Genomic DNA, 18,740 nt, shown 5'->3' on the forward strand with positions numbered 1-18,740 from the left:
TCGCATGATTCCCTCCCCAGGAACGTCTCGCGTGCCTTCCAAAATCCAACGAGGACTGGCCTTTCTAGGCTCCTTTGTCGTTTCGTCAATAATCGCCGGCTGCATCAGCACCGACGGCCTCGCCCCGCAGGCCGAGCGCCAGCAGGCCGAGACCCTGGCCACCGACGCCGCCATCCGCGCCGCCGCCGAGGAGGCTGGCTGGCCTGAGGTGCGTTGGTGGGCGGCATACGGCGATCCGCAGCTGGACGCGCTGATCGACAGCGCCCTGCGCGACAGTCCGACCCTGGCCGAAGCCACCGCGCGCATCCGCCAGGCCCTGGCCCTGGCCGGCGCCACCGAGGCGGCGGAGCAGCCCCAGGCCGACGCCCAGGCCGCCATCCAGCGTCACCACTGGCCGACCGACTTCTTCTACGGCCCCGGCGAACTGGCCGATACCACCACCTGGTTCAGCAACGCCGCCCTCGGCCTCAGCTACCCGCTGGACTTCTGGGGCCGCGAGCGGAGCAACAGCGAGCGGGCGCGCAACCTCGTCCAACTGGCCGCCGCCGAGGCGCGGGTGGCCCAGCTGGAACTGGAAAGCAACATCGTGCGCAGCTACGTGATGCTCGCCCTGCACTACGCCCAGCTGGACATCGGCGAAGCCATGCTCGCCCAGCAGCAGGAGATGCTAGAGCTGGCCCAGCGCCGGCTGGACGGCGGGCTGGGCACCGAGTTCGAGGTCAGCCAGGCGCAGGTGCCGATCCCGGAGACCCGCCGCAAGATCGACGCCCTGCAGGAAGCCATCGCCCTCAACCGCAACCAGCTGGCCGCCCTGGCCGGCAAGGGCCCGGGGGCCGGTGCCAGCCTGCAGCGGCCGCGCCTGCGCCTGAGCGGCACCCCCGGCCTGCCCTCGAAGCTACCCGCCGAACTGCTCGGCCACCGCCCGGACGTGGTCGCCGCGCGCTGGAAGGTGGCGGCCGAGGCCAAGGGCGTGGACGTGGCGCGCGCCGACTTCTATCCGAACATCGACCTGATCGCCAGCCTCGGCTACAACGCCGTGCAGGGCAGCATGCTGGGGGTGTTCAGCGGCCACAAGTTCAACTACACCGCAGGCCCCGCACTGAGCCTGCCGGTGTTCGACGGCGGCCGCCTGCGCGGTCAGCTCGGCCAGGCCGCGGCAGCCTACGACGCGGCCGTGGCACAGTACAACCAGACCCTGGTCACCGCCCTCAAGGACATCTCCGACCAGTTGATCCGCCTCAGGTCCGCCGAGCACCAGGCGCAGCTCGCCGCCCAGTCGGTGGCCGCCGCGCAGACCGCCTACCGGCTCGCCCAGGATGCCTACGACGGCGGCCTCACCGACTATCTCAACGTGCTGCACGCGCAGACCAGCCTGTTCCAGCAGCAGCTGATCCAGCAGAAGGTCGAGGCCAGCCGCCTGGCGGTGCGCGCCGACCTCGCCGTGGCCCTCGGCGGCGGTCTGGCCGCGCCGGAGGACAGCCCGACGCCAAACGTCCTGGAACCGGCCACGGTGCCGGTGCGGAAGCCCTGATGAATCGCACCTCCTCCCTGCCCGGCGCCGAGATGCTGCGCCGCGCGACGCTCGAGTGGGCGCGCAGCGACGGGGTGACTTGGGTGTACATCCTCAAGGTGATGACCGCCGCCTACCTGGCCATGTGGCTGGCCATGCGCCTCGAGCTGCCCTCGCCGAGCACCGCCTGCGTCACCGTGTTCATCGTCATGCAGCCGCAGAGCGGCCACGTGTTCGCCAAGAGCTTCTACCGGCTACTCGGCTCGCTGATCGGCCTGACCGTGATGGTCACCCTGGTCGCCCTGTTCGCCCAGGAGAGGGTGCTGTTCCTGCTCAGCGCGGCGCTGTGGATCGGCCTGTGCACCGCCGGCGCTGCCCGCTACCGCGACTACCGCGGCTACGCCTGCGTGCTGGCCGGCTACACCGCCACCCTGATCGGCATCCCCGCCACCACTCTCCCGGAAACCGCCTTCATGGAGGCCATCTGGCGCCTGCTGGAGATCAGCGTGGCGGTGGGCTGCTCGACCCTGGTCAGCGCGGTGATCCTGCCCAAGACCACCACCGCGGCGCTGCACAACGCCCTGTACCTGCGCTTCGGCGCCTTCGCCGCCTTCCTCCTCGACGGTCTGCGCCGCAAGCTCGAGCGCCGCGCCTTCGTCGCCGGCAGCGTGCGTTTCTCCAGCGAGGCGGTAGGCCTCGAGGCGCTGCGCGCAGCCAGCTCCTTCGAGGACCCGCACACCCGCCTGCGCAGCGGCCGCCTGGCCCGTCTGAACAGCGAGTTCATGACCCTCACCACGCGCTTCCACGCCCTCCACCAGCTGCGCGAGCGCCTGCATCGCCAGGGCCGCGAGGACCTGCTGGCGGCCATCCAGCCCTGCGTGGAGCCCCTGGAGCAGCTCCTCGAACCGCTGCGCAACCGGCCGCTGACCATCGAGGACGCTGCCCGCCTGGCGGAACGCCTGGAGCGCCTGAGCGTGGAGACCCGCGCAGCGATCCGCACCGCCCGCGCCTGTCTCGGCACGGTGGACGAGGAGACCCTGCTGGACTTCGATAGCTGCGCCGAGCTGCTCTACCGGCTGATCGATGACCTGCACAACTACAGCCTGACCCACGCCTCCCTGGCCGCCCACCGCCACCAGCGCGAGCAGTGGGGACAGGACTTCACCCCCAAGGCCAACCTGCTGGCCGCGACCGTGGCGGGGATCCGCGCCGGGCTGATGATCCTCCTGTTCGGGGCCTTCTGGATCCTCACCGCCTGGCCCAGTGGCGGCATGTTCGCCCTCAACGCGGTGGCGGTCACCTCCCTGGTGTCCAGCTCGCCGAATCCACCGCGGATCGCCCTGCAGATGGCCGGCGGCGCGGCCATCGCCAGCGTATTCGGAATCGTCGTCGGGCTCTTCGTGCTGCCGCAGATCGACGGCTTCACGATGCTCGTCCTGGTCACCGCACCGGTGATCGCCTTCGGCGCCTTTCTCTGCACCCGGCCGCGCTGGGCCGGCTACGGCCCCGGGGTGCTGATCTTCTTCGCCTTCGCCTCGCTGCCGGCCAACCGTACCCTGTTCGACCCCTCCGGACTGATCAACAACTACATCGCCCTGGTGCTGTCGATGCTGGTCTCCGCAGCGCTGATCGCGGTGATCCTGCCGCCCAACGCGCCCTGGCTGTGGCGGCGCCTGGAGCGCGATCTGCGCAGGCGCGTGGTCTACGCGGTGAGCGCGCCGGCGCAGAACCTGGTGACCGGTTTCGAGAGCGGCACCCGCGACCTGGTAGTGCAGGCCTACGGCCTGGCGGCACGCAGCCCGGAGGCCCAGGAGAGCCTGCTGCGCTGGATGTTCCTGGTCCTCGAGGTGGGCCATGCGGTGATCGAGCTGCGCCGCGAGCAGGACGCCCTGCCCGCGCTCCCCCCCTATGCCGCCGAGGTGCCCTGGCGGCGCGCCATCCGCGCCATGGGCCGGGCGCTGATCCGCCTGTTCGTGCAGCCCAGCGCGGAGAACCGCCAGCGCGCCCTGGATGCCGTGCAGCAAGCCATCGACAGCGCCCGCGAGGCCGCCGAGCCCTACGCCCTGCACTTCGAGCAGGCCCCGGTGCGCCGCGTGCTGAGCTACCTGCACTTCATCCGCGCCTCGCTGCTCAACCCCCATTCGCCGCTGCCACCGCTACCCGCACCGGAGCCCCGCCATGCCGCGTGAAATCGCCCTGCACGGTGTCTACCTGCCCACCGTGACCCTGCTGTTCCTCATCGCCCTAGGGGTGACCTGGGGCCTCGACCGGGTGCTCGCCTGGATCGGCCTGTACCGCTTCACCTGGCACCCGGCGCTGTTCCGCATCTGCCTGTTCGTCTGCCTCTACGGGGGCATGGCGCTGTTCGTCTATAGCTGAGTCAACCGACCATGAGCCTCAAATCCGTTTTCAGCGTACTGGCCACCCTGACCATCCTGCTTGCCGCGGTGCTGATCGGGCAGCGCCTGTGGACCCATTACATGGACTCGCCCTGGACCCGCGACGGCCGGGTGCGCGCCGAGGTGATCAACGTCGCCGCCGACGTCTCCGGCATCGTGGTGGAGGTGCCGGTGCGCGACAACCAGATGGTGAAGAAGGGCGACCTGCTAATGCGCATCGACCCGCGCCGCTACGAGATCGCTGTGCAGCAGGCCGAAGCGCTGGTCGCCTCACGCAAGGCCACCCTGGAGATGCGCCGGCTCAACGCCCGCCGCCGCGCGGCCATGGACAACCGCGTGGTGTCCCGCGAGAGCCTGGACGACGCCAGCAACACCGCGGCGGCCGCCGAGGCCGACTACCAGCAGGCCCTGGCCATCCTGGAATCCGCCCGCCTTGACCTGGAGCGCACCCGGGTGCTGGCCCCGGTGGACGGCTACGTCACCAACCTGGCGGTGTACGCCGGCGACTATGCCCGTGCCGGCGAGCCCAAGCTGGCAGTGGTCGACCGCCACTCCTACTGGATCTACGGCTACTTCGAGGAAACCAAGCTGCCGCACCTGAAGGTCGGCGACCCGGCCGACGTGCAACTGATGAGCGGCGAATCCCTGCGCGGCCACGTGGAGAGCATCGCCCGCGCCATCTACGATCGCGACAACCCGCAGAGCCGCGAGCTGACCGCCGACGTCAACCCGACCTTCAACTGGGTGCGCCTGGCCCAGCGCATCCCGGTGCGCATCCACATCGACGAGGTGCCCGAGGGCGTGCTGCTGGCCGCCGGGATGACCGGCACGGTGATCATCCGCCCGCAGGAGGAAGCCGCCGCCACGCCGGCTGCCGCCCGGCCTTGATCCGGATCAACGGGCCGCGGCCGCTGCGCCCCTAGACTGGAGCACGCTCAAGGGTCGTTTCCCCTCCCTGGACGACTCCTGCTGCCGGCCTTCCTCTGGAGCCTGGTGCTCACCGTCGGGGGAAGGCCGTTTTCCTTCCAGCCCCCCTGCAACTGGTCGGAAAATCGCCGGAAAACACCCCAGGCGCACCGATTCCTCGTAAACTCGCGCGCTTCCCCGTGGCCGGTGGGGCGCTCCCCCGCTAGCCTGATCGAAAACGGCTCCGAAATCGCATCATGAGTGCCCCACTTCGCCCCCTCCTGCATTACCTGACTCATGGCAGCCTGGTCGTCCAGATCCTCGTCGGCCTGCTCGCCGGCATCGCCGTCGCCCTGCTCTGGCCCAGCGCCGCCAGGGAGGTTGGCCTGCTCGGCCAGGTGTTCGTCAGCGCCCTGAAGTCGGTGGCGCCCATCCTGGTCTTCGTGCTGGTGATCGCCGCCATCGCCAACCACCGCCAGGGCCAGCAGACCCACATCCGCCCGATCCTGGTGCTGTACGCCATCGGCACCCTGAGTGCCGCCCTGGTGGCGGTGCTGGCCAGCTTTCTGTTCCCCTCGGAGCTGGCACTCAGCGCCACCCAGGACGCCGGGCTGAACCCTCCGGGCGGCATCGCCGAGGTGCTGCGCGGCTTGCTGCTCAGCGTGGTGGACAACCCGGTGAACGCCCTGCAGCGAGCCAACTACATCGGCATCCTCGCCTGGGCTCTGGGCCTCGGCCTGGCCCTGCGCCACGGCAGCGAGACCTCGCGGCACATGCTCGACGACCTGGCCAACGGGGTGACCCTGGTGGTCCGCGTGGTGATCCGCTGCGCGCCGCTGGGCATCTTCGGCCTGGTCGCCGCGACCCTCGCCGAGTCCGGCCTGGACGCCCTGCTCGGCTACGCCCACCTGCTCGCCGTGCTGCTCGGCTGCATGTTCTTCGTCGCCCTGGTGGTCAACCCACTGATCGTGTTCTGGAAGATCCGCCGCAACCCCTACCCGCTGGTCTTCACCTGCCTGCGCGAGAGCGGCATCACCGCCTTCTTCACCCGCAGCTCGGCGGCCAACATCCCGGTCAACCTGCAGCTCTGCCAGCGTCTCGGCCTGCACGAGGATACCTACTCGGTATCCATCCCACTGGGCGCCACCATCAACATGTCCGGCGCGGCCATCACCATCACCGTGCTGACTCTGGCCGCCGTGCACACCCTGGGAATCAGCGTCGACCTGCCCAGCACCCTGCTGCTCAGCGTGGTGGCCTCGATCTGCGCCGCCGGGGTCTCCGGGGTGGCCGGCGGCTCGCTGCTGCTGGTACCGCTAGCCTGCGGGCTGTTCGGCATCTCCGGGGAGACCGCCATGCAGGTGGTGGCGGTCGGCTTCATCATCGGCGTGCTGCAGGACTCGGTGGAAACCGCGCTGAACTCCTCCACCGACGTGCTGTTCACCGCCGCCGCCTGCATCGACGGCGAGGTGAAGAGCCCGGCGGCCCTGGCGCGCGACGCGGAAACCCTGTAAGCGCTGATACACTGGAGGAAGTCCGCCACCGGCGGGCCCTTCCCGTGGAGCGCCGATGAAGACTTCGCACTGCTTGCTGTCCCTGCTGCTCGCCGTGCCACTGGCCGACGCCGGCGCGGCGACGGTGCTCAAGTGCCTGGACCACGCCGGCAACGTCACCTACACGGAGGGCAGCTGCCCGCCGGGCCAGACCCTGGAACGCCAGCTGGAGATCAGCAACCCGCGGCCGAGCGGCACCGGCCCCGCGGTCCCCCTGGCCACTCCCAGGCCGCCTGCGCCGGAGCCGGAACGGCCGCGCCAGACGGCCGCTCCCAAGACCGCCCCGGTACAACCGCCGGAGACCGTGGAAGAGCCCGATGACGCCTTCTACCCGCCCTACCCCTACTACCGCCGGCCGCAGCCCGCCTACCGGCCCTGGCCGCCGCAGCCGCCCTACCCGCACCATCCTCCGCCACCCCGACCGCCCGAGCCGCCGGAGAAGCCGCCAGCCCGGCTGAAGGGCATCCCGGTGCCCTGGAACAGCGGCCGCGCGGCCCAACCGGGACGCGGCCACTAGACGTATCCGCGCGGCGCCGATCGGGATAGCCTATGGCCCCCTTAAGTCACGGATGCATAGCGCCATGTCCGACGTAGCCCCCAGCCCCTTCGCCGAGAACCCGCTGAGCGCCATCGAGGTACGCGCCCTCGGCAGCCTGATCGAGAAGCAGGCGACCACCCCGGAAACCTATCCGCTGACCCTCAACGCCCTGCTCCTGGCCTGCAACCAGAAGACCAGCCGAGAGCCGGTGATGAACATCGACGCCGGCGAGCTGGGTGCCGCCCTGCGCAGCCTGGAGGAGCGCCAGCTGGTGCACCTGCAGATGGCCAGCCGTGCCGACCGCTGGGAGCAGCGCGCCGACCGCAAGCTGGAGCTGGCCCCGCCGCAGCTCGCCCTGCTCGGCCTGTTGCTGCTGCGCGGCCCGCAGACGGTCAACGAGCTGCTGACCCGCAGCACCCGGCTGTACGCCTTCGACGACGCCGAACAAGTGCGCCACCAGCTGGAGCGCCTGATCGCCCGGGGTCTGGCTACGCAGCTGCCGCGTCAGAGCGGCCAGCGCGAGGACCGCTACATGCACCGCCTGGGCCGCGCCGAGGAGCTGGAGGCAGTGCTCGCCGCTTCCCGGGACCCGGCTGCGGCGCGCGGTAGCAATGACCACGAGGAACGCCTGCAGACCCTGGAGGCACGGATCGCCGAACTGGAAGCCAGGCTGGCCCGACTGCTCGGCGAGTGAAGCATCCCCGCAGACGCCCTGGGTCTAGGCCATCTGGGTGATGGTCCTGCGGAAGCGGCGCAACGCGGCGAGGAAGAACACCGCGCCGATGGCGGTGATCGCCAGCAGCTGCGGCCAGACGATCTCCAGCCCGGCACCGCGGTAGAGGATCGCCTGGGCCAGGCTGACGAAGTGGGTGGTCGGCGCCAGCTCCATGACGTTCTGCACCAGCTCCGGCATGCTCTCCCGCGGCGTGGTGCCGCCGGAGAGGATCTGCAGGGGGATCAGCACCAGGATGGTCAGCAGGCCGAGCTGCGGCATGGAACGCGCCACCGTGCCCAGGTAGATGCCCATGGAGGTGGTGGCGAACAGGTGCAGCGCGGCGCCGAGCAGGAACAGCGCTACCGAGCCACCGATCGGCACCGCCAGCCAGCCCTGCACCACCACCAGCAGCGAGAAGGCCGCGGCGACCAGCACCACCAGAGCCATCGACCAGACCTTGGCGGCCATGATCTCGAAGGCGGTCAGCGGCATCACCAGGAGGTGCTCCACGGTGCCATGCTCGCGCTCGCGGATCAGCGCCGCGCCGGTGAGGATGATCGACAGCATGGTGATCTGGTTGATCACCTCCATCACCCCGCCGAACCAGGACTGGGTGAGGTTGGGGTTGAAGGCCACCCGTACCGCCAGCTGCGCCGGCAGGGGGGCGCCACCGCGGTAGCGGGCGACGAACTCGTCCACCTCGGTGGCGATGATGGTCTGGATGTAGCCGGCCCCGGACAGGGCCTGGGCGATGCGCGTGGCGTCCACGTTGATCTGGATCGCCGGTTGGCGCCCGGCCAGCACGTCGCGCTGGAAGTCCGGGGGGATGTCCAGGGTGAAGGTGTACCGCCCGGTGTCCAGGCCGCGGTCCATCTCGCGCTGGTCGATCAGCTCCGGGGGCCGGAAGTAAGGGGCCTGGAAGGCGTTGACGATACGCGTGGAGAGCTGCGAGCGGTCCTCGTCGACGATGGCGATGGGGGCGTGCTGCAGGGTCTCCGGCAGGCCGGTAGCGGAGCTGTAGACCCCCAGGGTGAAGGCCCAGACGATCAACGCCAGCATGGCGTAGTCACGGCCCAGGCTGCGGAACTCCTTGATGCCCAGGTGCAGGATGTTGGCCAGGGTCTGCGGCATCGCCCTAGTCCTCCTGTTTCTTCAGGAAGCGCACGCTGAGCAGGGTCAGCAGCGGAATGGTCAGCAGCAGCGGCACGAAGTAGCCCCACAGCTCGGTGAAGTCCAGGGCCTTGGAGAACACCCCGCGGCTGATCACCAGGAAGTAGGTGGCCGGATAGATCTGCCCGATCCAGGCCGCCAGGCCCTCCAGGGAGGACACCGGGTGAATCAGCCCGGCGAACTGGATGGCCGGGATCATGGTGGCGATGGCGGTGCCGAACACCGCAGCGATCTGGCTGCGCATGAAAGTGGAGAGCAGCAGCCCCAGGCCGGTGGAGGTGGTAACGAACAGCAGCGCGCCCAACAGCAGGGTGGCGAAGCTGCCCTTCAGCGGCACCTCGAAGACCAGCACCGCCAGGGCGCTCATCAGCAGGAAGTTGACCATGCCCATGGCGATGTAAGGCAGCTGCTTGCCGAGCAGGAACTCCAGGCGAGTCACCGGAGTGACGTAGAGGTTGGTGATCGAACCCAGCTCCTTCTCGCGCACCACGCCCAGGGCGGTGAGCATCGCCGGGATCATGATCAGCAGCAGCGGGATCACCGCCGGGACCATGGCCGCGAGGCTCTCCACATCCGGGTTGTAGCGGTAGCGCACCTCGCTGCTGGCCGCCCCGGCGGAGGCCGGCACTCCGGCCTCGCGGGCCAGCTCGCGCAGATAGTCGTTGTGCAGGCCCTGCACGTAGCCCTTGATGGTGGTGGCGCGGGTTGGCATGGCGCCGTCGATCCACACGCCGATCTCCGGGTTGGCGCCGCGCTTGAGATCACGGCCGAAGCCGGGCGGAATCTCGATGGCCAGGCTGAGCTCGCCGCTGCGCATGCGTCGCTCCAGCTCGGCGTAGTCGCGAATCGGCTCGTGCTCGACGAAGTAGCGCGAGCCGGCGATGTTCAGCGCATAGGCCTGGCTGGTGGTGGTCTGGTCGCGGTCGAGTACCGCGTAGCTGAGATCCTCCACGTCCAGACTGATGCCGTATCCGATGATGAACATCAGCAGCACGGTGCCCAACAGGGCCAGGGTCAGGCGAATGGGGTCACGTCGCAGCTCCATGCTTTCCCGGCGGGCATAGCTGAACAGCCGCTGCCAGCTGAAGCTGCTGCGCTGCGGGCGCACCGCGGCGGCGGCCTGCACCGGCGACGCGGCCGCAGCCGGCGGCTTGCCGGCGAGGCCGGCGGCCTCCTCCAGGTAGGCGATGAAGGTGGCCTCCAGGGTCGGCAGGCCGCGCTTCTCCATCAGGCGCTGCGGAGTGTCGCTGTCCAGCACCTTGCCGGCGTGCATCAGGGAGATGCGGTCGCAGCGCTGCGCCTCGTTCATGAAGTGGGTGGAGATGAAGATGGTCACCCCGTCGTTGCGCGACAGCTCCACCATCAGCTGCCAGAAGCCGTCGCGGGCCACCGGGTCGACCCCCGAGGTGGGCTCGTCGAGGATCAGGATCTCCGGCCTGTGGATCACCGCCACGGCCAGCGACAGACGCTGGCGGATACCCAGGGGCAGGCTCGGCGGCAGCTCGTCCTGGACCCGGGCCAGGTCGAAGCGTTCGAGCATCTCCGCCACCCGCGGCTCGATCTCCTTCTCCGCCAGGTGGAACAGCCGGGCGTGCAGCACCAGGTTCTGGCGCACCGTCAGCTCGCGGTACAGGGAAAAGGCCTGGGACATGTAGCCGACCCGCCGGCGGGTCGCCATGTCGTTGGCGTCCACCGGCTGGCCGAACAGCGCGCAGTCGCCCTCGCTGGCCGGCAAGAGGCCGGTGAGCATCTTCATGGTGGTGGACTTGCCGCAGCCGTTGGAGCCCAGGAAGCCGAAGATTTCCCCGCGCTCGATGCGGAAGCTCACATGGTCCACGGCGACGAAGTCGCCGAAGCGGCAGGTCAGGTCGTGGGCCTCGATGGCGATCTCCGGGGTGCCGCCCGTGCTCCGCCGCGGCGGGATCACCAGGGCGCGGTGGCCGCTGCGCCGCTCCTCCGGCAGCAGGGCGATGAACGCCGCCTCCAGGGAGTCGCAGCCGGTCTGCCCGCGCAGCTGCGCCGGACTGCCGGTGGCCAGCACCCGGCCGGCATCCATGGCCACCAGCCAGTCGAAGCGCTCGGCCTCCTCCATGTAGGCGGTGGCGACTATCACGCTCATCCCCGCGCGGCCGGCGCGGATGCGGCCGATCAGTTCCCAGAACTGGTTGCGCGACAGCGGGTCCACCCCGGTGGTCGGCTCGTCGAGGATCAGCAGGTCGGGGTCGTGGATCAGCGCGCAGCACAGCCCGAGCTTCTGCTTCATGCCGCCGGACAGCTTGCCTGCCGGACGCTCGGCGAAGGGGGCCAGTCCGGTGCTTTCCAGCAGTTCGGCGATGCGCCTCCTGCGCTCGGCCTGGTCGTGGCCGAACAAGCGGCCGAAGAAGTCGACGTTCTCGAACACCGAAAGGGTCGGGTAGAGGTTGCGGCCGAGGCCCTGGGGCATGTAGGCGATGCGCGGGCAGACCCGCCGACGGTGGCGGCGATCACGCATGTCGCCGCCGAGCACCTGCACCTCGCCGCTCTGGATCCTCCGCGCTCCGGCCACCAGGGCCAGCAGGCTGGATTTGCCGACGCCGTCCGGGCCGATCAGCCCGACCATGCCGCCAGCCGGTATCTCCAGGTCCACCGCGTCGAGGGCGCGGGTCTCGCCGTAGCGCAGGCCAACGCCGGTGAGCCGGGCGACCGGAACGCTCATTGCGGTACCTTGATCTGCAGCTCGGCCGGCCACTCGGCGTCAGGCTCCAGGCGCAGGTAGGCCATGCCCGGCACGCCGGTCTTCACGTAGGTGATGTATTTCTTCAGCAGCTCGGGGTCGATGCGCGCCTTGACGCGGAACATCAGCTTCTCGCGCTCGCTGGCGGTTTCCACGCTCTTCGGAGTGAACTGAGCGACGCTGGCCACGTAGGAGACCCGCGCCGGGATCACGTACTGCGGCGCCGCGTCGATCACCAGGCGCACCTCCTGACCCAGCTCCACCAGCCCGGCCTGCCTGGCGGGGAGGAAGAAGGTCATGTAGACGTCGGCCAGATCCACCATGTTGAGCAGCTTGCCACCGGCACCCAGCACCTCGCCGGGCTGCGCCACGCGGTACTGCACACGGCCGGCGCGCGGCGCCTTGAGCAGGCTGTCGTCGATGTCCGCCTGCAGGCGGGCGACGCTGGCCCGGGCGGCCTCCACCGCCGACTGCGCCTCCACCACCTGGGAGCGTGCCGCGGCGATACCCGCCTCGGCGGAGAGCACCTGGGCCCGGGCCGCGGCCAGGGCCGCCTCGGCGCTTTGCAGCACGGCCCGGTCGTCGTCCAGCTGCTGCTGGGCCAGGGCATTGCGGCGAACCAGCGCCTCGGTGCGGGTGAAGCGCTTGCGCGCCGCGGTCAGCTCGGCCTGGCGCTGGCGCACCACCGCTTCGGCGGTCTGCTTCTCGCTCTCCCGCTGGGCCACTAGGGCGCTGGCGGTGAGCTGGGCGTTCTCGGCCTGGCGCACCTGGGCCTGGGCCTGGTGCAGCTGGGCCTCAAGCACCTGGGTGTCCATCCTGGCCACCAGTTGCCCGGCCTCGACGAAATCCCCCTCGTCCACCAGCAGCTCGGCGACCCGCCCAGCCATCTTGGTAGCCACGTCCACCTCGGTAGCCTCGATGCGGCCGTTGCCGCTGGCGAAACCCTCGGGCAGGCCGTTGGGCTTCAGGGCTTGCCAGGCCAGGGCGGCGGCGCCGGCCAGGATCACTGCGACGACCCCACGCCCCAACCATTTGCGTGCATTGCGCGTCATGAATGCCTCGTGTTCAGGTCCTTGCAGGGAATTGTCACCACTCCCCGCGGCAGGCTCCGTGATTCAGGTCAGCAGAAGCGTAGATGGCGGGCAGGCGTCCTACCCGCCAGGGCCGGGCCTCAGTCGCGCGGCGGCATGGGCACGCAGAGGATGTCGCGCGCCACCTCGCCGAGCAGGGTCTCGGCCACGCTGCCGAGCATCAGCTTCTTGAGGCCACTGCGCCCGTGGGTGCCGATCACCACCAGGTCGGGATCCAGCTTCTCCATGCAGCGCTTGAGCTGCACCACCGAGAAGCCCTCCTCGAGATGCACCTGGGAAGCCGGCAGGTCCAGCTGCTGCTCGGCGAGGAAGCTGCTCAGCTCCGCCTCCACCTGGCCGCGGGCCTCTCGGGTGGCGGCGGCGACCACTGTGGCCTCGGCCGCGGACATGAGGATCTCGCCCTTGGCGAAGGCCTCGAATACGTGCGCCACGTGTAGCTCGCAGCCGTCCAGCAGGCCCAGGGCACGGCTGGTCTGGATGGCATGGGCGCTGTCGGCGGACAGGTCGACGGCCAGCAGCGCCTTGCGGTAGTCGTCCTCGCCGCTGCCGGCCACCCTCAGCACCGGCAAGCGACTGCTGCGGATGATCCGCTCGGCGCTGGTGCCGACGAAGATCTCGCGCAGCAGGTTCTTGCGGTGCATGCCGAGGACCAGCAGCTCGGCGCCGGTGCCCAGGGCGATCTCATTGATGGTCGACTCCACCGAGCCGACCTCGACCATCACCCGCGGGCGCTGCCCGGCCACCAAGGCGAGGCCCTCGACACGGTCCTCGAGCAGTTCCCGGGCGTCGCTCAGACGGCGCTCGATCAGGCGCTGCGGCGCGTCGTCGTCGATCACGTGGACCAGGGTCCATTCGCATCCGAAGCGCCGGACCAGCAGGGCAGCCCGTTGCACGGCCTTGTCCGAGCGAGGGGAAAGGTCGGTGGCCACCAACAATTTGTTCATTGTGCTATCTCCTCGGATGCTGGTTTCTCGAGCTCCTATTGTAACCCAGAACCGCTCCGGCCCGATTGATTCAAATCAAGCCTAGCCGGCCGTCGAGCAACTACGCTGGAAGAACACGAAAAAACGGACACCGGACCTGTTGCAGGTCACGGCCAAGACGGAACCGAGCCCATGCAGAGCACTATGCCTCCGACCCGTGACTGGCATGCCCTGCCCGTCGAACACGCCCTCGCGGCGCTAGACAGCAGCCAGGCCGGCCTGTCCACGGCAGAGGCCAGCGAGCGCCTCGCCCGCCACGGCGCAAACCGCCTGCCCGAGCCACCGCGGCCCAGCGCCCTGCGCCGCCTGCTGCGGCAGTTCCACAACGTGCTGCTCTACGTGATGCTGGTCGCCGCGCTGATCACCGCGCTGCTCGGCCTCTGGGTCGACACCCTGGTGATCCTGGTCGCCGTGGTGGTCAACGCGCTGATCGGCTTTCTCCAGGAAGGCAAGGCGGAACAGGCCCTGGACGCCATCCGCGACCTGCTCGCCCCGCAGACCCTGGTGCTGCGCGACGGAGCCCGACTGGCCATCGATGCCGCCGAACTGGTACCCGGCGACGTGGTGGTCCTGGCCTCCGGCGACAAGGTGCCGGCCGACCTGCGCCTGCTCGGCGTGAAGAACCTGTACATCGACGAAGCGGCGCTGACCGGCGAATCCGTGCCGGTGGAGAAGAGCGCCGAGCCGGTGGCCGCCGAGGCCAGCCTGGGCGACCGGCGTAGCATGGCCTACTCCGGCACCCTAGTGACCAGCGGCCAGGGCCTCGGCCTGGTGGTGGCCACCGGCAGCGCCACCGAGCTGGGCCGCATCGGCGCCCTGCTGGAACAGGTACAGCTCGGCAGCACTCCGCTGCTGCGCCAGATCGACCGCTTCAGCCGCTGGCTGGCGCTGGTGATCCTCGGCTGCGCCGCGGCCACCTTCGTGCTCGGCATCCTCTGGCGCCAGCAGCCCCCGGCGGAGATGTTCCTCATGGTGGTGGCGCTGACCGCCTCGGCAATCCCCGAAGGCCTGCCGGCGATCATGACCATCATCCTCGCCCTCGGCGTGCAGCGCATGGCCCAGCAGCACGCCATCATCCGCCGCCTGCCGGCGGTGGAGACCCTGGGCGCGGTGACGGTGATCTGCTCGGACAAGACCGGCACCCTGACCCGCAACGAGATGACCGTGCAGCGGGTGGTCACCGCCGACCAGGTGATCGAGGTCAGCGGCGCCGGCTACGTGCCTCAGGGCGGCTTCTGCCTCGATAGCGGCCAGCCGATAGACCCGGCGAACCACCTGACGCTCGCCGAGCTCGGCCGGGTCGCCCTGCTCTGCAACGATGCCCGGGTCCACGAGGTAGACGGCCACTGGCAACTGGAAGGCGACCCCACCGAAGGGGCGCTGTGCACCCTGGCCCTCAAGCTCGGCTACGATCCGGCACTGCTCAGCAGCGAGCTGCCGCGCCGCGACCTGATCCCCTTCGAGTCGGAACACCGCTTCATGGCCACCCTGCACCACGACCACCAGGGGCAGGCCTTCATCTGCCTCAAGGGCGCTCCGGAGCGGGTTCTGGAGATGTGCAGCAGCCAGCGAATGCTCGATGGCAGCGCCGCGCCCCTCGACCCGGACTACTGGCGACGCATGGCCACCGACATCGCCGCCCGCGGACTGCGCCTGCTGGCCCTGGCGATCAAGCCGGTGGACGGCGGGCAGCTGAGCCTGAGCTTCGCAGACACCGAGGGCGGCTTCACCCTGCTGGCCCTGGTGGGGATCATCGACCCGCCCCGCGAGGAGGCCATCGCCGCGGTGGCCGAATGCCGCAGCGCCGGGGTGGCGGTGAAGATGATCACCGGCGACCATGTCGAGACCGCCCGGGCCATCGGCGCCCAGCTGGGCATCGGCCGCGACCAGCCTGCAATGACCGGTGCCGAGATCGAGATGCTCGACGACCAGGAATTGCGCGACACCCTGCCCGGCGTCGAAGTGTTCGCCCGGGCCAGCCCCGAGCACAAGCTGCGCCTGGTGGAAGCCCTGCAGGCCAGCGGCCAGGTGGTGGCCATGACCGGCGACGGGGTCAACGACGCCCCGGCCCTGAAGCGCGCCGACGTCGGCGTGGCCATGGGCCGCAAGGGCACCGAGGCAGCCAAGGAGGCTGCCGAGGTGGTACTCACCGACGACAACTTCGCCACCATCGGCCGCGCGGTGCGCGAGGGCCGGGCGATCTACGACAACCTCAAGAAGTTCGTGCTGTTCATGCTGCCAACCAACGGCGGCGAGGCACTGATCGTGATCGCCGCGATCCTCTTCCAGCTCACCCTACCGCTGACCCCGGCCCAGGTGCTGTGGATCAACCTGGCCACCTCCAGCACCCTGGGTCTGGCCCTAGCCTTCGAGCCCGGCGAGCCGGGGCTGATGCAACGCCCGCCACGCGCCCCGAACGAGGCGCTGCTGTCCGGCTTCTTCGTCTGGCGGGTATGCATGGTCTCGGTAGTGATGATGGCCGGTGCCCTGGGTCTGTTCCTCTGGGAGCTGGAACGCGGTACCAGCCTGGCTAACGCGCGGACCATGGCGGTCAACACCGTGGTGGTCTGCGAGATGTTCTACCTGCTCAACAGCCGCCACATCCTGCACACGGTGCTCAGCCGCGAGGGCCTGTTCGGCAACCCCTACGTGCTGCTCTCCCTGGCCTGCTGCGCCATGCTGCAGCTGCTCTACACCTATGCCCCACCCCTACAGAAACTGTTCGGCTCGGTCGGCCTGAGCGGCGAGGAATGGCTGCGGGTCATCGCCGCCGGCCTGCTACTGTTCGGCGTAGCGGAACTGGAGAAGTGGGTGGTCAGGCGTTTCACCCCGGATCGAACCCCAACCCCATGAGCGGAGGTATGCCATGAAAGCCATCGTCTACCAGGGCCCCGGCCAGCTGGTCGTCGAAGAACGCGAGAAGCCGCAGGTCCAGCAACCCACCGATGCCGTCGTGAAGCTGGTCAAGACCACCATCTGCGGCACCGACCTGCACATCCTCAAGGGCGACGTGCCGACCTGCGAGCCGGGACGCATCCTCGGCCACGAGGGGGTCGGCGTGGTGGAGAGCGTCGGCGACGGCGTCAGCCGCTTCAAACCTGGCGACCGCGTGCTGATCTCCTGCATCACCTCCTGCGGACGCTGCGACTACTGCAAGAAGGGCATGTACTCGCACTGCGCCGACGGCGGCTGGATCCTCGGCCACCGCATCGACGGCACCCAGGCCGAGTACGTGCGCATTCCCCATGCCGATGGCAGCCTGCACCCGCTGCCGGAGAGCATCCCCGACGAAGCCCTGGTGATGCTCAGCGACATACTGCCCACCGGCTACGAATGCGGGGTGCTCAACGGCGAGGTAAGTCCCGGCGACGTGGTGGCCATCGTCGGCGCCGGGCCGGTCGGCCTCTCCGCACTGCTCACCGCGCAGCTCTACTCGCCGGCTGAGCTGATCGTCATCGACCTCGACGCCAACCGCCTGGCGGTGGCCGAGCGCTTCGGCGCCAGCCGGGTGCTGAACAGCAGCCACGAGGACGTGGTGGAGGCCCTGAAGAACCTCACCGACGGCCGCGGCGTGGACGTGGCCATCGAGGCGGTGGGGGTACCGGCCACCTTCGCGCTCTGCGAGCAGCTGATCGCCCCCGGCGGACGCATCGCCGTGCTCGGCGTGCACGGCGTCAAGGTGGACCTGCACCTGGAGACCCTGTGGAGTCACAACATCACCCTGCGCACCCGCCTGGTGGACACCGTGACTACCCCGCAGCTGATGAAGATGGTGGAAACCGGCAAGCTCGACCCGCAGCGGATGATCACCCACCGCTTCGGTTTCGACGAGGCGCTCAAGGCCTACGCGGTGTTCGGCAAGGCGGCGGAGAGCCACGCCCTCAAGGTGATCCTGGAGATGTAGGTGCGCCGGCCCCGCCGCGTGCGCGCAGCACGCGGCCGGGCACTGGCGGAAAGGGAATTGCCGAAGGGTGCGCGGCCGGGACGGGACCGGCCGCGGTACGCCGGATCAGCGCTTGCGCAGGATCACGCTGCCGATCGAATAGCCGGCGCCGAAGGAGCTGAGCACGCCCAGACTGCCGGCCGGCAGGTCGTCTTGGTACTTGTGGAAGGCGATCACCGAACCGGCCGAGCTGGTGTTCGCGTAGGTGTCGAGGATCACCGGCGCCTCGTGGACCTCGGGGTCGCGGCCGAGCAGCTTGCGGGCGATCAGCAGGTTCATGTTGAGGTTCGCCTGGTGCAGCCAGAAGCGCTTCACGTCGGAGGCATCCAGCTGCTGCTCGGCCAGGTGCTCGGCGATCAGCGCGGCGACCATGGGGCAGACGTCCTTGAACACCTTGCGGCCTTCCTGGACGAACAGCTTGTCGCGCTGGCCAATGCCCTCCTCGGCGCAGCGGTTGAGGAAGCCGAAGTTGTTGCGGATGTTGTTGGAGAACTGGGTCAGCAGCTTGGTACCCACCACTTCCCACTGGTACCTGGAGGTGGCGTGGTCGGCGCGTTCGAGGATCACCGCGGTGGCCGCGTCGCCGAAGATGAAGTGGCTGTCACGGTCGCGGAAGTTCAGGTGGCCGGTGCAGATCTCCGGGTTGACCATCAGGATGGCTCGGGCCTGACCGCTCTGCACCGCGGCGGTGGCGGCCTGGATGCCGAAGGTGGCCGAGGAGCAGGCGACGTTCATGTCGTAGCCGAAGCCCTGGATGCCGAGGGCGGCCTGCACCTCGATGGCGATCGCCGGATAGGGTCGCTGCAGGTTGGAGCAGGCGACTATCACCCCGTCGATGTCGGCGGGGGTGCGCCCGGCCCGCTCCAGGGCCTCGCGGGCGGCGCTCACGGCCATCTCGCAGAGAATGCTCCACTCCTCGTTGGAACGCTCGGGAATGCGCGGAACCATGCGCTGCGGATCGAGAATACCTTCCTTGTCGATCACGAACCGGCTCTTGATCCCCGATGCCTTCTCGATGAAAGCCGCGCTGGACTCAGCCAGCGGCTCCATCTCGCCGCGTTCGATGGCGGCGGCGTTATCGGCATTGAACTGGCGGACGTAGGTGTTGAAGGACTCGACCAGTTCTTCGTTGGAGATGCTGTTGGCAGGAGTGTAAAGGCCGGTACCGCTGATGACGACGTTATGCACGGTCGTTCCTCTCGAGAGGGTTATTGATCGA

The 18,740-nt window shown here is 69.4% G+C and carries 14 protein-coding genes; 9 read left to right on the forward strand and 5 right to left on the reverse strand.

The window, feature by feature from the left end:
* Positions 1 to 4: 4 nt before the first annotated feature.
* From H165_RS0105945 to H165_RS0105980, 7 genes are all read left to right on the forward strand, one after another.
* On the forward strand, positions 5 to 1,531 hold the full coding sequence (locus tag H165_RS0105945; protein WP_051059485.1) for an efflux transporter outer membrane subunit: 1,527 nt from the start codon (positions 5 to 7) through the stop codon (positions 1,529 to 1,531).
* On the forward strand, positions 1,531 to 3,699 hold the full coding sequence (locus tag H165_RS0105950; RefSeq protein ID WP_017937997.1) for an FUSC family protein: 2,169 nt from the start codon (positions 1,531 to 1,533) through the stop codon (positions 3,697 to 3,699). The genes H165_RS0105945 and H165_RS0105950 overlap by 1 nt, the downstream gene beginning before the upstream one ends.
* Complete coding sequence (locus H165_RS0105955) at positions 3,689 to 3,889, forward strand: DUF1656 domain-containing protein (RefSeq protein WP_017937998.1); 201 nt, start codon at positions 3,689 to 3,691, stop codon at positions 3,887 to 3,889. Before H165_RS0105950 ends, H165_RS0105955 begins: the two co-directional genes overlap by 11 nt.
* 11 nt (positions 3,890 to 3,900) lie before the next feature.
* Positions 3,901 to 4,797 carry an efflux RND transporter periplasmic adaptor subunit gene (locus tag H165_RS0105960; protein ID WP_017937999.1) on the forward strand — a complete coding sequence of 299 codons (897 nt, stop codon included), beginning with the start codon at positions 3,901 to 3,903 and terminating at the stop codon, positions 4,795 to 4,797.
* Positions 4,798 to 5,072: 275 nt separating this feature from the next.
* Complete coding sequence (gene sstT, locus H165_RS0105970; RefSeq protein WP_017938000.1) at positions 5,073 to 6,329, forward strand: serine/threonine transporter SstT; 1,257 nt, start codon at positions 5,073 to 5,075, stop codon at positions 6,327 to 6,329.
* Positions 6,330 to 6,384: 55 nt separating this feature from the next.
* Entirely contained in the window at positions 6,385 to 6,885 is a 501-nt protein-coding gene (locus H165_RS0105975; RefSeq protein WP_017938001.1) for a DUF4124 domain-containing protein, read from the forward strand.
* A gap of 64 nt (positions 6,886 to 6,949) precedes the next feature.
* Positions 6,950 to 7,600: a YceH family protein gene (locus H165_RS0105980; RefSeq protein ID WP_017938002.1), complete on the forward strand. Its 651-nt coding sequence runs from the start codon at positions 6,950 to 6,952 to the stop codon at positions 7,598 to 7,600.
* A gap of 24 nt (positions 7,601 to 7,624) precedes the next feature.
* Here H165_RS0105980 and H165_RS0105985 read toward each other — a convergent pair whose 3' ends face one another.
* The 4 genes from H165_RS0105985 to H165_RS0106000 form a co-directional block, all read right to left on the reverse strand.
* The gene (locus tag H165_RS0105985) at positions 7,625 to 8,752 is read right to left on the reverse strand and encodes an ABC transporter permease (protein ID WP_017938003.1); all 1,128 of its coding nucleotides are present in this window, start codon (positions 8,750 to 8,752) and stop codon (positions 7,625 to 7,627) included.
* Between the two features lie 4 nt (positions 8,753 to 8,756).
* Entirely contained in the window at positions 8,757 to 11,486 is a 2,730-nt protein-coding gene (rbbA, locus tag H165_RS0105990) for a ribosome-associated ATPase/putative transporter RbbA (protein WP_017938004.1), read from the reverse strand.
* Positions 11,483 to 12,556: an HlyD family secretion protein gene (locus tag H165_RS0105995; RefSeq protein ID WP_017938005.1), complete on the reverse strand. Its 1,074-nt coding sequence runs from the start codon at positions 12,554 to 12,556 to the stop codon at positions 11,483 to 11,485. The genes rbbA and H165_RS0105995 overlap by 4 nt, the downstream gene beginning before the upstream one ends.
* Before the next feature lie 119 nt (positions 12,557 to 12,675).
* Positions 12,676 to 13,539, reverse strand: a complete 864-nt coding sequence (locus H165_RS0106000; RefSeq protein ID WP_017938006.1) for a universal stress protein — start codon at positions 13,537 to 13,539, stop codon at positions 12,676 to 12,678.
* Positions 13,540 to 13,710: 171 nt separating this feature from the next.
* Between H165_RS0106000 and H165_RS0106005 the strand changes: the two genes are divergently transcribed.
* The gene (locus H165_RS0106005) at positions 13,711 to 16,431 is read left to right on the forward strand and encodes a cation-transporting P-type ATPase (protein WP_017938007.1); all 2,721 of its coding nucleotides are present in this window, start codon (positions 13,711 to 13,713) and stop codon (positions 16,429 to 16,431) included.
* 13 nt (positions 16,432 to 16,444) lie between these two features.
* The gene (locus H165_RS0106010) at positions 16,445 to 17,482 is read left to right on the forward strand and encodes a zinc-dependent alcohol dehydrogenase family protein (RefSeq protein ID WP_017938008.1); all 1,038 of its coding nucleotides are present in this window, start codon (positions 16,445 to 16,447) and stop codon (positions 17,480 to 17,482) included.
* Between the two features lie 105 nt (positions 17,483 to 17,587).
* Here H165_RS0106010 and H165_RS0106015 read toward each other — a convergent pair whose 3' ends face one another.
* Positions 17,588 to 18,709, reverse strand: a complete 1,122-nt coding sequence (locus H165_RS0106015) for a beta-ketoacyl-ACP synthase III (RefSeq protein ID WP_017938009.1) — start codon at positions 18,707 to 18,709, stop codon at positions 17,588 to 17,590.
* Positions 18,710 to 18,740: the final 31 nt, after the last annotated feature.

It is taken from the genome of Pseudomonas thermotolerans DSM 14292, from assembly GCF_000364625.1.
GTDB classification, from domain to species: domain Bacteria; phylum Pseudomonadota; class Gammaproteobacteria; order Pseudomonadales; family Pseudomonadaceae; genus Aquipseudomonas; species Aquipseudomonas thermotolerans.